This window comes from Streptomyces sp. NPDC042201, assembly GCF_055582185.1.
On sequence record NZ_JBVJDS010000008.1, the window covers coordinates 311,830 to 324,934 of the forward strand.

13 protein-coding genes and 1 pseudogene are annotated in these 13,105 nt (G+C 71.0%); 5 read left to right on the forward strand and 9 right to left on the reverse strand.

What is annotated here, in order from left to right; all coding sequences use genetic code 11:
- Positions 1 to 9: 9 nt before the first annotated feature.
- The 4 genes from msrA to ACZ6MZ_RS21585 all read right to left on the reverse strand — a co-directional run bounded on the left by msrA (position 10) and on the right by ACZ6MZ_RS21585 (position 4,800).
- Positions 10 to 672 carry a peptide-methionine (S)-S-oxide reductase MsrA gene (msrA, locus tag ACZ6MZ_RS21570; protein ID WP_469353622.1) on the reverse strand — a complete coding sequence of 221 codons (663 nt, stop codon included), beginning with the start codon at positions 670 to 672 and terminating at the stop codon, positions 10 to 12.
- 80 nt (positions 673 to 752) lie between these two features.
- Positions 753 to 1,814 (reverse strand): hypothetical protein, encoded by a 1,062-nt coding sequence (locus ACZ6MZ_RS21575; RefSeq protein ID WP_469353624.1) that lies wholly within the window; start codon positions 1,812 to 1,814, stop codon positions 753 to 755.
- A 172-nt stretch (positions 1,815 to 1,986) separates the two neighbouring features.
- Positions 1,987 to 3,573 carry a M48 family metallopeptidase gene (locus ACZ6MZ_RS21580; protein ID WP_389791079.1) on the reverse strand — a complete coding sequence of 529 codons (1,587 nt, stop codon included), beginning with the start codon at positions 3,571 to 3,573 and terminating at the stop codon, positions 1,987 to 1,989.
- 123 nt (positions 3,574 to 3,696) lie between these two features.
- Complete coding sequence (locus ACZ6MZ_RS21585; RefSeq protein WP_384336149.1) at positions 3,697 to 4,800, reverse strand: tetratricopeptide repeat protein; 1,104 nt, start codon at positions 4,798 to 4,800, stop codon at positions 3,697 to 3,699.
- A gap of 79 nt (positions 4,801 to 4,879) precedes the next feature.
- Here ACZ6MZ_RS21585 and ACZ6MZ_RS21590 point away from each other — a divergent pair, with 79 nt between their 5' ends.
- On the forward strand, positions 4,880 to 6,040 hold the full coding sequence (locus ACZ6MZ_RS21590; protein WP_384180918.1) for a cystathionine gamma-synthase: 1,161 nt from the start codon (positions 4,880 to 4,882) through the stop codon (positions 6,038 to 6,040).
- 49 nt (positions 6,041 to 6,089) lie between these two features.
- Here the strand turns inward: ACZ6MZ_RS21590 and ACZ6MZ_RS21595 are convergent, their stop codons facing one another.
- The 3 genes and pseudogenes from ACZ6MZ_RS21595 to ACZ6MZ_RS21605 form a co-directional block, all read right to left on the reverse strand.
- Entirely contained in the window at positions 6,090 to 6,341 is a 252-nt protein-coding gene (locus ACZ6MZ_RS21595) for a hypothetical protein (protein WP_384180920.1), read from the reverse strand.
- Positions 6,334 to 6,849, reverse strand: coding sequence for a sigma factor-like helix-turn-helix DNA-binding protein (locus ACZ6MZ_RS21600; RefSeq protein WP_469353626.1), 516 nt, complete (start codon positions 6,847 to 6,849; stop codon positions 6,334 to 6,336). Before ACZ6MZ_RS21600 ends, ACZ6MZ_RS21595 begins: the two co-directional genes overlap by 8 nt.
- 152 nt (positions 6,850 to 7,001) lie before the next feature.
- A pseudogene (locus ACZ6MZ_RS21605) lies at positions 7,002 to 7,511 on the reverse strand (MarR family winged helix-turn-helix transcriptional regulator); the annotation flags it as partial.
- A 145-nt stretch (positions 7,512 to 7,656) separates the two neighbouring features.
- Between ACZ6MZ_RS21605 and ilvA the strand changes: the two are divergent.
- From ilvA to ACZ6MZ_RS21620, 3 genes are all read left to right on the forward strand, one after another.
- Entirely contained in the window at positions 7,657 to 8,886 is a 1,230-nt protein-coding gene (ilvA, locus tag ACZ6MZ_RS21610; RefSeq protein WP_469353627.1) for a threonine ammonia-lyase, read from the forward strand.
- Positions 8,887 to 9,072: 186 nt separating this feature from the next.
- Entirely contained in the window at positions 9,073 to 10,047 is a 975-nt protein-coding gene (locus tag ACZ6MZ_RS21615) for an ATP-binding cassette domain-containing protein (protein WP_469353629.1), read from the forward strand.
- On the forward strand, positions 10,044 to 10,892 hold the full coding sequence (locus ACZ6MZ_RS21620; RefSeq protein ID WP_389791088.1) for an ABC transporter permease: 849 nt from the start codon (positions 10,044 to 10,046) through the stop codon (positions 10,890 to 10,892). The genes ACZ6MZ_RS21615 and ACZ6MZ_RS21620 overlap by 4 nt, the downstream gene beginning before the upstream one ends.
- Positions 10,893 to 10,975: 83 nt before the next feature.
- Here the strand turns inward: ACZ6MZ_RS21620 and greA are convergent, their stop codons facing one another.
- Both greA and ACZ6MZ_RS21630 read right to left on the reverse strand, forming a co-directional pair.
- Complete coding sequence (gene greA / locus ACZ6MZ_RS21625; RefSeq protein WP_384180929.1) at positions 10,976 to 11,473, reverse strand: transcription elongation factor GreA; 498 nt, start codon at positions 11,471 to 11,473, stop codon at positions 10,976 to 10,978.
- 249 nt (positions 11,474 to 11,722) lie between these two features.
- Positions 11,723 to 12,124, reverse strand: a complete 402-nt coding sequence (locus ACZ6MZ_RS21630; RefSeq protein WP_386878473.1) for a DUF4307 domain-containing protein — start codon at positions 12,122 to 12,124, stop codon at positions 11,723 to 11,725.
- Between the two features lie 98 nt (positions 12,125 to 12,222).
- Here ACZ6MZ_RS21630 and mca point away from each other — a divergent pair, with 98 nt between their 5' ends.
- Positions 12,223 to 13,104 carry a mycothiol conjugate amidase Mca gene (mca, locus tag ACZ6MZ_RS21635; protein WP_386878472.1) on the forward strand — a complete coding sequence of 294 codons (882 nt, stop codon included), beginning with the start codon at positions 12,223 to 12,225 and terminating at the stop codon, positions 13,102 to 13,104.
- Position 13,105 lies beyond the last annotated feature (1 nt).

Here is a 13,105-nt window from a genome sequence, read left to right on the forward strand (position 1 = left end):
CTGGTCTGCTCAGGCGGTCCTGGCGATGCCGATGGGGCAGGAGACGCCGGTGCCGCCGATGCCGCAGTAGCCGCCCGGGTTCTTGTCCAGGTACTGCTGGTGATATGCCTCCGCGGGATAGAACGCGCGGCCTTCCGCGGGGAGGATCTCCGTGGTGATCATGGAGTGGCCGGAGTCCGTCAGGACCTGCTGGTAGGACTCGCGGGAGGATTCCGCGGCCGCGGCCTGGGCGGGGGAGTGGGTGTAGATCGCCGAGCGGTACTGGGTGCCCACGTCGTTACCCTGGCGGAAGCCCTGGGTCGGGTTGTGGGACTCCCAGAAGATCTTCAGCAGCTCCGCATAGGAGACGATCTTGGGGTCGTAGACGACGCGGACCGCTTCGGTGTGGCCCGTGAGGCCCGAGCAGGCCTCCTCGTACGAGGGGTTCGGCGTGCTGCCGCCCTGGTAGCCGACGAGGGTCGTCCAGACGCCGTTCGTCTGCCAGAAGATGCGCTCGGCGCCCCAGAAACAGCCCATGCCGAAGTCGGCGATCTCCAGGCCTTCGGGGTACGGGCCGAGCAGGGGGTTGCCGAGGACCGTGTGACGGGAGGGCACCGAGAACTCGGGCTCGGGGCGGCCCGGCAAGGCCTGCTCGGGGGTGGGGAGCTCGGGGGTGCGGCGGGACAGGAACATTTCAGGTCTCCTCGGCTGTGGGGTCCTGATGGAAGAACGTATGGACGGCACCGGTCATTCCGCCGCGCGGTCCCGCGCTCTCACCCCGTTTTGCGGACCGTGGCCTCGCGGGCGGCCACGTAGAAACGCTTCTCGTAGTAGCGCCACGGCAGCGCGTCCGTATAGCCGTCCACCAGCCGGAACTGCTCCAGCGCCGCGTCGTACCGGGCCTGCCTGTACAGGAAATACGCGAGCAGATGGCGCAGCTCCACCAGGCGCGGGTGGTCGGCGGGGGCGGCCGCCGCGTCCACGAGGGCCGCGTCGACCAGGGCGGTCAGCCCGGGGTCGCGGTACTCCGCGTCCGTCACCGAGTCGTTGAGACGGGCCTCGAACCACGCGATCAGCGGGAACGCCGACAGCAGGCTGCCGAGCGGGGCGCCCGCCGCCGCGCGGCCCGCGAACTCGCGGGCCTCTTCGTCCGAGCCGCACCACTTGGCGCACCAGTACTGGAGCGCCATGAAGTGGGCCTCGTAGTGGTGCGGCGCCCGGGCCGAGACCTCCGCCCACACGCGGTGCATCTCCTGGGGCGAGTAGCCGAAGCCGGTCGCCGTCGCGATCTCGGTGATGTACGGGGTCGGGTCCTGCGGATTCAGTTCCGCGGCCCGTGCGATCTCCTCGCGCGAGCGCGCCAGCGTGCGGTGGAAGGCGTCGAACTGTTCACCGCTCGTGTTCTTGGCCCAGTCGCCGCCGCGCAGCTCCCACGCCAGGACCACCGTGCTGCGGGCCCGTACGACCGCCGCGTCCGGGTCGTCGGGGCGGGCACTCTCCCAGGCCAGGAGCCAGCCGTCGTCCTTGGCGGCGGCGGCGCCGAGGTCGTACGCGTACATCGAGCGCCGCTCCCAGTCCTGGCCCGTGTCGGCGAGGAGGGCGGCGGCCTGCTGCCACTCGCCGGCCCTGACCCCGGCGAGGGCGCGCTCCCGTTCGGGTATGGGAGGCCCGGCGTGCTGGTCGTCCAGCTGCTCCGGGGGGAGGAAGCCGAGTTCCGCGGAGCGTGCGGACCGTTTGAAGGGGTGGGTATCGGTGAGCGAGGACGCGCTGCGGCGGCTCTTGAACCAGAAGTAGACGCCGGTCGCGATGATGATCAGCGGGAGGAGTCGGGCCATGGGGATTCCACCAGTTCGGTGTCGGGTGCCGGAGTGAAGTGTTCCGGAATAGGACGCTCCACAACACAGCGTGCCGGAACAAAGCGCTCGTGAACAAAACGCTGGTGAACGAAGCGCCGGTGAACGAAGCGCTGGTGAAAGCGCTCATGAACGAAGCCCGGCGGACGGCGGGTCATGCGGCGAGCAGCTTGCGCAGCGGCTCGCTGTCCGGCTGGTCGGCGACCGCCGCGTCCAGCGCCGCGCTCAGGGACTCCTCGTACCCCTCGGGCAGGCGCAGCCGCGCGGACTCCGTCCAGGAGAGCTGCCAGTGCGCGCGGCCGGCCTGCGTGAATTCGGTCGCCACCAGCTGGGACAGGCCGCGGCGCAGCGCCGGGCGGGCGAATTCGCGGGCCGCGCGGCCGGTGGCCGCCCGCGCCTCCTCCGACGCGGGCAGCTGCTCGGCGAGCTGCCAGAGCGCGCCCGCGTCGATCACGCCGAGCAGGGAGGACAGCGACGGGTCGCCGGTGACCGCGGCCGTCGCCCGGCGCAGCGGCTCCGCCGACCTGTTCGCGTAGGCGGTCATGGACTCGTGCACCAGCTCGGGCCAGTCGGCGCGGCGCATCCTCAGCGCTTCGGGGGTGAGGACGGCCAGTTCGAGCGCGGCGAGGGTCTGGTCGGGGGAGCTCAGCAGGCCGAGCGAGGGGTACGCCGGCTCGAAGGCGCGGCCGTCGTCGGGCAGCGCCTCGATACGGGCGACCCGCTCGGCGATCGGCGGATGCGAGTCGTACGGCGAGGAGCGTTCGGTCGGCAGGTCGCGCCGCATCGCGTCCAGTTCCTCGTGGCGCGCCGCCAGCAGACGCCGGATGCCGCCGAAGACCTCGCCCCGAGGGGGCAGCAGCCCCGCGTCGACGCCGAGCGTGGCGTACGCGTTCATGTAGAAGCCGTGCGCGGCGTCGAGGACGGGGATCTCGCGCAGCGCGGAGGCCGTCGCGTCGCGTCCCGCGATTCTGGCGGCCGCCCGGTCGGCCGCCAGCTCCTGGCGGCGGGAACCCGACTCGGTGGCGCGGATGTAGACCTTGGCGTACGCGGTGTAGATCCCGGCCATCGCGCGGTAGGTGATCCCGGCGCCCGCGGTGTCGACCTCTTTGGCCGACTTGCCCCTGGCCAGGGCCTTCGCGGCCTTCTTCTCCTGCCGGGCCCGCTCCTTGGCGGCCGTCTTCCCGGCCTTCTCCTCGAAGTGGGCGACGGTGCGCAGCACCTGGATCCGGCCGCGCACGGTGATGGCGGACAGCCGGGTGTCGGCGTTGCTGTAGTGGCCGAGTTCATGGGCGAGTACGGCCCGCAGCTGCGCCTCCGTCAGCCCGGCCATGAGCGGCAGGCCGAGGTAGAGGCGCCGCCTGCCGCCGCGCAGGCCCAGGAAGCGGGCCTCCTCGCTGACCGCCGCGTTGGCGTCGCCGAACAGGATGATCTCGTCGGGGGCGCGGGTGCCGACCTGGTCGGCGAGGGTGCGTACGGTCTGCCACAGCCGCGGCTCCTGCGCGTCGGTGACCGGCAGGCCGGAGAGCCCGTCGTCCTTCGGCGTACGGAGCAGCAACATGCCGTGCACGATGGGGATCGCGAGGAGCGCGGTGATGAAGTAGAGCTTCAGATAGACGCTGCCGGGGGTCCAGAGCGTCGCGGTCCAGTCGGCGACGGCGAGAGCGCCGAGCATGACGAGACCGAGCAGATAGAAGCCGGCAAGCAGGACGAGGGCGCGCAGCGCGCGCAGAGTAGCGCCCATCGGACAGTTTCCCCCCACAGGAAATGGACATCATGATCGGCCGTGGGGGGGAGGTGGAGTATCCCCTACCGCGGGTAACGAGGGCAATGCCCGCGCGGGATCGACGCCGTGACGCCCCCGGTGTCAGTGCGGCAGCGTCGCCGGGCTGCCGCCGTTCGCCTCGTAGCCCGCCACCGCCAGCGCCCGGTACACCGTGTACTCCGCCGCCGGATCCCCGTTGTACGTCCACGGCAGCGCCCCGACGTGGCCGTCCACCCGCAGCAGCTGGTTCATGGCCTCCGCCCAGCGCTCCGACCGTACGAGGAAGAGGATCAGCAGATGCCGTACGTGCGGGAGCATCGGGTCGTCCTGGCGCGCGGCGTGGACCGCGAAGAGCGCGCCCTCCACCGCCTTGGTGACCACCGCGCTCCGGTAGAAGCCCTGCACGAGATTGATCTCGGGCAGATGCTCGTACACCGCGAACAGCGGCAGCGCCGCCAGCAGTGACCCCTGCGGGGCGCGCGCCGCGGCCGTCGTCGCGAAGTGGTCGGCCTCCTCGCGGGAGCCGTGCCACTTCTCGCACCAGTAGTGCAGCGCGGCCAGATGCGCCCCCATGTGCGCCGGGGCGCGGTCGATCACCTTCGCCCACAGCTGGTCGAACCGCTCCGGCGGATAGCCGAGTCCGCGTCCGATGGCCAGCTCGGTGATGTAGGGGACCGGGTCGCCTGGCGCCAGCAGGGCCGCCTGACCGCAGACCGCGAGGGCCTCCTCCAGGATGATCCGGAAGTCGTCGGTCCCAGCGGCCGAGGACCGCCACGCCTGCTGCACCAGGAACTCCGCGTGCACGGCCGCCCCGCCCGCGTCCTTCGGCGACTCCGACCGCCACGCCCGCAGCCATCCGCCGCCGACGCCGGGCCGCTGCTGGAGTTCCAGTGAGGCCGCCCCGGCGAAGGCCTGGACCCGCTGCCAGCGCACCTCGCCGTCCTTGCCGGTGCCGGCGAGCAGCTGCGCGGCGGCCCGCCAGTCCTGGGTGCGCTGGACGACATCGAGCACGTCGAGGAGGTCCTGATCGGGTCCTGGCAGCCGGATGTCCAGCTCCTCCTGCCGTACGAAGCCGTAGTCGGCCGGGTCGGCGGCGTCCGGCGAGCCGGGGGCGACCTGGTGGACACCGCCGCGGCGGCGCCTGACGTACGGGCCGATGACCGCGGCCAGCAGGCCCATCGCGATCAGGAACCAGAGAATCTCCATGGCCCCATTGTCCCGGACGGCCCATCGCCCGGTCCCGCCCGGTCCCGCCGGTCTGTGAGCGGCGCTACGCTCTGGCCTCATGAGCCACCAGCACAGCAGCGAGCAGCACCACTTCGAGACTCTCGCCATCCACGCGGGCAATACCGCGGACCCGCTCACCGGCGCGGTCGTCCCCCCGATCTATCAGGTCTCCACGTACAAGCAGGACGGCGTGGGCGGCCTGCGCGGCGGTTATGAGTACAGCCGCAGCGCCAACCCCACCCGTACCGCGCTCGAGGAGAACCTGGCGGCCCTGGAGGGCGGCCGGCGCGGGCTCGCCTTCGCGTCGGGGCTGGCGGCCGAGGACTGCCTGCTGCGTACGCTGCTGGCGCCCGGCGACCATGTGGTGATCCCCAACGACGCCTACGGCGGTACCTACCGGCTGTTCGCGAAGGTCGTCTCCCGCTGGGGCGTGGAGTGGTCGGTCGCGGACACCTCGGACCCGGCGGCGGTCCGCGCCGCGCTCACCCCCCGTACGAAGGCGATCTGGGTCGAGACCCCGTCGAACCCGCTCCTCAACATCACCGACATCGCGGGCCTCGCGGGCATCGCGCGCGCGGCCGGCGTGAAGCTCGTCGTGGACAACACCTTCGCCAGCCCGTATCTGCAACAGCCGCTCGCGCTGGGCGCGGATGTCGTCGTCCACTCGACGACGAAGTACATGGGCGGGCACTCGGACGTGGTCGGTGGCGCGCTGATCGTCGACGACGCCGGGCTGGCCGAGGAACTGGTCTACCACCAGAACGCGATGGGCGCGGTCGCCGGCCCCTTCGACGCGTGGCTGGTGCTGCGCGGGATCAAGACGCTCGCGGTCCGGATGGACCGGCACAGCGAGAACGCGACCCGGATCGCGGAGATGCTCACCCGGCACCCCCGCGTCTCCAAGGTCCTCTACCCGGGCCTGCCCGGGCACCCGGGCCACGAGGTCGCCGCCAAGCAGATGAAGGCGTTCGGCGGGATGATCTCCTTCCAGGTCACGGACGGCGAGGAGGCCGCGGTCGCGGTCTGCGACCGCGCCAAGCTGTTCACGCTGGGCGAGTCCCTGGGCGGCGTCGAGTCCCTGATCGAGCACCCCGGCCGGATGACGCACGCCTCGGCGGCGGGTTCTGCGCTGGAGGTGCCGTCCGACCTGGTCAGGCTCTCCGTGGGCATCGAGTCCGGCGACGACCTGCTGGCCGACCTGAAGCAGGCGCTGGGCTAGGTCTTCCTGTCGTTCTCTACGCCGCCGGTGGACCATCGGCGGCGTAGGACTACCAGCCCTCCAGCGGTGGCGTCGTCTCCGTCGGCGGCGCGGACCACGGGTCCGTGGCCGATGCCCAGACGGTGAACACGATCACCGCGGCGACCAGCAGCATCCACAGCACGCGATGCGCGGTGCGGCGGCGGTTCAGCAGCCGGGTGCCGCGCTCCGCGGCCCGCAGTACGAGATCGGCCGGTACGACCGGATGCGGCAGATCCAGCATCCGCCGGACCTCGGCCTCCTTGCGGTCGGCGCTATTCATGAGCGGGCCTCTCGGCGCCCGCGCTGCCGGAGGCAGCCCGCGTCCCACCCGCCGCCGGCCGACCCGCAGGGGACTCCCGCATCATCGTGACCGCCCGTGCGCAGATCGCGCGGACCCGTTCCACCGGGAGGCCGATCAGTGCCGCCGTCTGCTCCTCGGCCACGCCCTCGTACAGCCGCAGCACCAGGACGAGGCGTTCCTGCGGGCCGAGCCCGGCCAGGACACCGCCCGCCCGGCGGCCACGGCGGCGGTGCCAGGCCCCGCGGGCGAAGCGCAGGGCCAGTTCCTGGCGGGTGCGGTCGTACGGATCCTCGCCGCGCAGCCGGTCCCAGTCCGCGTACGTACGGGCCAGCGCGTCGGTCAGCAGCCGCTGGGCGCGCGGGGTGGCGTCGGCCGGTTCGCCCGTCAGCAGCGCGGCCGCATGCAGAAGCCGGCCGGCCGCACCCGCTACGAACGCCTCGAACTCCCGGGCCCGCCGGCGATCCGTGACCACCTGCCGCTGTCGCACGACCTCATATGAGGCCAGTCAGGGGGCCAGGGTCAAGAGGGCGTCCCCGGTTCCGTCCCCGGATCCGTTTCCGTCCCCTTCTCCGCGCCGGCCGTCTTCTCCGCGCCAACCGTCCCGTCCGTCTCGTCCGGCCCCGCGTCCGCGGCCGCCGGAGCGGCGGCCCGTGCCGACAGCGCTCCGTTGAAGCGGGTGAGCAGGGTGGCGAAAGAGTTCCGCTCCTCCTCCGTCCAGCCGTCCGTGACCTGCGCCATCAGCTCGCGCCGCGACGAGCGGACCTCTTCGAGCCTGGCCAGTCCGCGCGCCGACAGCTGGAGCACGACCGCGCGGCCGTCCTCCGGATGCGAGGTGCGCTTGACCAGACCGGTGTCGACGAGCGGCGCGACCTGCCGGGTGACGGTCGAGGAGTCGATGCCCATCCCGGCGGCCAGCGCCTTGACGCCCATCGGGCCTTCCAGGTCGAGCCGGTTGAGCAGCAGATAGGCGGCGCGGTCCATCGAGTTGCGGACCTGGCCGACACCGCCGAGCCGGGTCTGTTCGGCCCGCCGGGCGAAGACGGCCACCTGGTGCTGGAGGGCGTCGAGGAGACGGGCGCCGTCCGAAGGTTCGGAGGCCGTCTCCGCGGAGGCCGACGCAGCGGAAGTCATGTCCTGAATGGGGGGCATGGCTGGGGGCTCTCTCGTGCGGTGGTCGGTTGGTGGGGGACAGAGTACGCGGCAACGACCCGCACCGTACCGGCGCTGAGCAAACCAGTGGCCAGGGCTTGGACAGCCACCGCCGCCGGGCCCGTGAGCTGCGAGACTGGCGGTCATGAGCTTCGGTACGTCCCGCCCCGCGCGTTCCCTGATCCTCGATGACATCCGAGGGGCGCAGAAGATGCTCTCCGGCGTGGCGAGGATGACCGCGATGGAGGGGAGCCGGTATCTGACCCAGCTGGTCGGCGCCCCGGTCCATCTGAAGTGCGAGAACCTCCAGCGGACCGGTTCGTTCAAGCTCCGCGGCGCGTACGTGCGGATCGCGGGCCTGTCCCCGGAGGAGCGCGCGGCCGGTGTCGTGGCAGCCAGCGCGGGCAACCACGCGCAGGGCGTCGCGCTCGCCTCCACCCTGCTGGGCGTCCGCTCGACGGTGTTCATGCCGGTCGGGGCGCCGCTGCCCAAGGTCGCGGCGACCCGTGACTACGGCGCCGAGGTGCGGCTGCACGGACAGGTCGTGGACGAGACGCTGGCCGCCGCGCAGGAGTACGCGCGCGACACGGGCGCGGTCTTCATCCACCCCTTCGACCACCCGGACATCATCGCCGGCCAGGGCACGGTCGGCCTGGAGATCCTGGAGCAGTGCCCGGAGGTAAAAACCATCGTCGTCGGCATCGGCGGCGGCGGGCTGGCCGCGGGCATCGCCCTCGCGGTGAAGTCGGTACGGCCCGATGTGCGGCTGGTCGGGGTGCAGGCGGAGGGCGCGGCGGCGTATCCGCCCTCGCTCAGGGCGGGCCGGCCGATGGTGATCGAGGCGCCGCAGACGATGGCGGACGGCATCAAGGTGGGCCGCCCCGGCGACGTACCGTTCGAGCTGATCCAGGAGCTGGTCGACGAGGTACGTACGGTCTCCGAGGACGACCTGTCCAGCGCCCTGCTGCTCTGTCTCGAACGGGCGAAGCTGGTCGTGGAACCGGCGGGGGCGAGCCCGGTGGCCGCGCTGCTGAGCGATCCCGGGGCCTTCCGCGGTCCGGTGGTCGCGGTGCTGTCGGGCGGCAATGTGGACCCGGTGCTGATGCAGCGGATCCTGCGGCACGGCATGGCGGCGGCCGGGCGTTATCTGAGCCTGCGGCTGCGGGTGACGGACCGGCCAGGGGCGCTCGCCACGATGCTCGGGGTGCTGTCGGTGGCCGATGCCAATGTGCTCGATGTGAGCCATGTGCGGACCGATCCGCGGCTCGGTCTCGCGGAGGCGGATGTGGAAGTGCACCTGGAGACGAAGGGCCCGGCGCACTGCGCGGAGGTCGAGGCGGCGCTGCGTGAGGCGGGCTACACGATCCTCGGCTGAGGCCGCGCCGGAAGGATCCGGTGTATCCCTTTCTTATCCCTTGTGGGTCGCGATGTATCGCGTTACCGTTCCGCTCCTGGCTTGCCACGACCGGGCTTTCGCAGATGCCGGTCGTCGGCGGCCGGCAAACCTAGGCTCTGCGTGCGCAGCGCACCGACAGCAAGTCGCCACCCTTGGAGAACCCACATGCCAGGCGCCATCTATGCCGAAGGCCTGGTGAAGACCTTCGGTGAGGTAAGGGCTCTGGACGGCGTCGACCTCGATGTACCCGAAGGCACGGTCCTCGGGCTGCTCGGACCCAACGGCGCCGGCAAGACCACCGCCGTACGGGTCCTGACCACCCTGCTCCAGCCCGACAGCGGCACCGCGGTGGTCGCGGGAATCGACGTCCTCAAGAACCCCGACGAAGTACGCCGCTCCATCGGCCTCTCCGGCCAGTTCGCGGCGGTCGACGAATATCTGACCGGCCGGGAGAACCTCCGGATGGTCGGCCGGCTCTACCAGATGAGCGGGCGCGACGCGAAGGCGCGCGCGGACCAGCTGCTGGAGCGCTTCCATCTCTCCGACGCGGCGGACCGTACGGCCAAGACCTACTCCGGCGGGATGCGCCGCAGGCTCGACCTCGCCGCGGCGCTCGTCGTCTCCCCGCCCGTGATGTTCATGGACGAGCCGACGACGGGCCTCGACCCGCGCAACCGCCAGCAGCTGTGGGGGATCATCCAGGAGCTGGTGGCCGGGGGTACGACCCTGCTGCTCACCACCCAGTATCTGGAGGAGGCCGACCACCTGGCCCACGACATCTGCGTCGTGGACCACGGCCGGGTCATCGCCCGCGGCACCGCCGACCAGCTCAAGGCGCAGATCGGCGGCGAGCGCGTCGAGGTCGTCGTCCACGAACGCGAGCAGATCGAGCCCACCCGCGCGGTGCTGGCCGGCTTCGGCAAGGGCGGCGAGGTATCGGTCGCCGAGCACACCCGCAAGCTGACCGTCCCGGTCAGCGGCGGCGCCAAACTGCTCGCCGAGGTCATCAGGGAGCTGGACAGCCGCGGTGTCGAGATCGACGACATCGGTCTGCGCCGGCCCACCCTCGACGACGTGTTCATCTCGCTGACCGGCCACGCGGCCGAGGACGCGGCCGAGTCGAAGGAGGACAGGACGTGACCGTCACGGAAGCCACCGGGGTCGCGGCCCCCAGACCCCGCGGCGGACTCGTCCAGTCGGTGGGCGACTCGCTGGTCGTCGCGAGACGCAATCTGATCCGGATGACCCGGATCCCCGAAGTGGTCCTCTTCGGACTGATCCAGCCGATCATGTTCGTGGTGCTGTTCAGCTATGTCTTCGGCGGCTCCCTGGAGGTCGGCGGCAGCACCAGCGCCGACGTCTACCGCAACTTCCTGATGGCCGGCATCTTCGCCCAGACCGTCACCTTCGCCACGGCGGGCGCGGGCGCCGGAATCGCCGACGACATGCACAAGGGCCTCATCGACCGGTTCCGCTCCCTGCCCATGGCGCGCGGGGCCGTCCTCACCGGCCGTACCCTCGCCGACCTCGTGCAGACCGCGCTCACGGTCGTGGTGCTCGCGATCGTCGCCGTACTCGTCGGCTGGCGCATCCACGAGGGCGTGCCCAAGGCGCTCGGCGCGTTCGGGCTGCTGCTCCTGCTCGGTTACGCCTTCTCCTGGATCGGCGCGCTGATCGGCCTCTCCGTCCGGACGCCGGAGGCCGCCACCTCGGGCGGGCTGATCTGGCTCTTCCCGGTGACATTCGTCTCGAACGCCTTCGTGGACACCGGCCAGATGACTCCGTGGCTGCGGCATGTCGCCGAGTGGAATCCGTTCAGCGCCACCGTGCAGGCCAGCCGGGTGCTGTTCGGCAACCCCGGGGTCTCCCAGTCCGACGCCTGGCCGATGCAGCATCCGGTGTGGGCCTCGCTGCTCTGGTCGCTCCTGATCATCGTGGTCTTCCGGACCCTGGCGGTCCGCAAGTACCGCTCGGCCACGGCCTGACGCCCCGGCACCGGACGCCGCCGGGTCTGCGGACAGAAGAGGGCCGCGGGGGAGCTCCCCCGCGGCCCTCGCCGAAGTGTGGCTCAGCCCGTGTAGGGCTTGGCCGCGAGGATCTTCACCGCGGCCTTCTTCCCGTTCGGCAGCTCGTACTCCGCGTCGTCGCCGACCTTCTTGCCGTTCACGCCGGAGCCGAGAGGGGACTGCGGGGAGTACGTCTCGATGTCGGAGCTCGCGTATTCGCGTGAGGCCAGCAGGAAGGCGAGGGTGTCGTCCTCGTCCCCGTCGAACGCGATGGTCACGACCATGCCCGGCTCGACGACGCCGTCGTCAGCCGGGGCCTCGCCGACCTTCGCGCTCTGCAGGAGCTGGGTCAGCTGCCGGACCCGGAGCTCCTGCTTGCCCTGCTCCTCCTTGGCCGCGTGGTACCCGCCGTTCTCCCGCAGGTCGCCCTCCTCACGGGCCGCCGCGATCTTCGTGGAGATCTCCGTGCGGGCGGGACCAGACAGGTATTCCAGCTCGGCCTTCAGCTGGTTGTACGCCTCCTGGGTAAGCCAGGTGACGTTCTCGCTGGTCTGGGTCACAGCTGCTCCTCGTAGGTACTGGGATAACAAAGCAACGCCCTACCCAGAAGGATGTGCCTTCTCGGGTGGGCGAAACCACGAGCCTAACAATTTCGTGGCGCGAGGGGGAGGACGAATGCCGTCAGAATTACATCGGCGCAGGTCAGCGAGGAGACGTGCGGTCGGAGGGACGGCGGGTCCAGCGTCAGCCGGGCAGGGGCGGCCGGGCGGAGGCAGTCCGGCGTACGGCCCGGCGGCGGCCGGCCGGGGTCAGTCCGACGTACAGCCCAGCAGCTCGGTGCTGGTCGCGCTCTGCGTCGTACGCAGCGTGACGACCCGGTCGATCCGGGTCTCGCCGGGACCGAAGCGGACGTCCTTGCGGCCGACCTCGGCGCCGCTCTCGGCGAGGGAGCGCAGTGTGCAGATGCCGGTGGCATCCCGGTCCTTGCGGACCTCGAGATGCGCCTCGACCGAGGTGGCGGACACCCTCTTGAACTTGATGAGTTCTCCGGAGACACTCCGGTCCACCACATAGTGGTAGCCGAACCAGCCGATCATGGCGATCAACGCGACGCCGAGAACCGCGCCCACGATCTTGAGCTTGTGGTCCGCGCGCTCGTCCGCCGAGCGGCCGTAGCGGCCCGGGGGAAGCTCCTCGCGTACCACGGCCATGATCGTTCCTCTCGGATTCGGGCAGCCGGAATTTTCCGCCCCCCGATATCCGTCACTATAGAAGCCGTCTGATGCGACAAATCACTGAGGATCGAGTCTTGACTGAGCAGCTGCGATTGATGGCCGTTCACGCCCACCCCGACGACGAGTCGAGCAAGGGCGCGGCCACCATGGCCAAGTACGTGTCCGAGGGGGTGGACGTGCTGGTCGTGACCTGCACGGGAGGCGAGCGCGGCTCCATCCTCAACCCCAGACTCCAGGGTGACGCCTATATCGAGGAGAACATCCACGAGGTCCGCAAAAAGGAGATGGACGAGGCGCGCGAGATCCTCGGCGTCGACCAGGAGTGGCTGGGCTTCGTCGACTCCGGGCTGCCCGAGGGCGACCCGCTGCCGCCGCTGCCCGAGGGCTGCTTCGCGCTGGAGGACATCGACGAGGCGGCCGGCCGGCTCGTACGGTCGATCCGCTCGTTCCGCCCACAGGTCATTACGACGTACGACGAGAACGGCGGGTATCCGCACCCCGACCACATCATGACCCACAAGATCTCGATGGTGGCGTTCGAGGCGGCGGCCGACAAGGAGAAGTACCCGGAGGACGAGTTCGGGCCGGTCTGGCAGCCGCAGAAGCTCTACTACAACCAGGGCTTCAACCGGCCGCGCACGGTCGCGCTGCACGAAGCGCTGCTGGCGCGCGGACTGGAGTCCCCGTACGGCGACTGGCTGGAGCGCTGGAAGGAGTTCGTCCGCGCGGAGCGGACGCTGACCACGCATGTCCCGTGCGCGGACTTCTTCGAGATCCGCGACAAGGCCCTGATCGCGCACGCCACGCAGATCGACCCGGACGGCGGCTGGTTCAAGGTGCCGATGGACATCCAGCGGGACGTCTGGCCCACCGAGGAGTACGAGCTGGCGAAGTCCCTCGTCGATACGTCCCTCCCCGAGAGCGACCTCTTCGCGGGCATCCGCGACAATGCCTGAT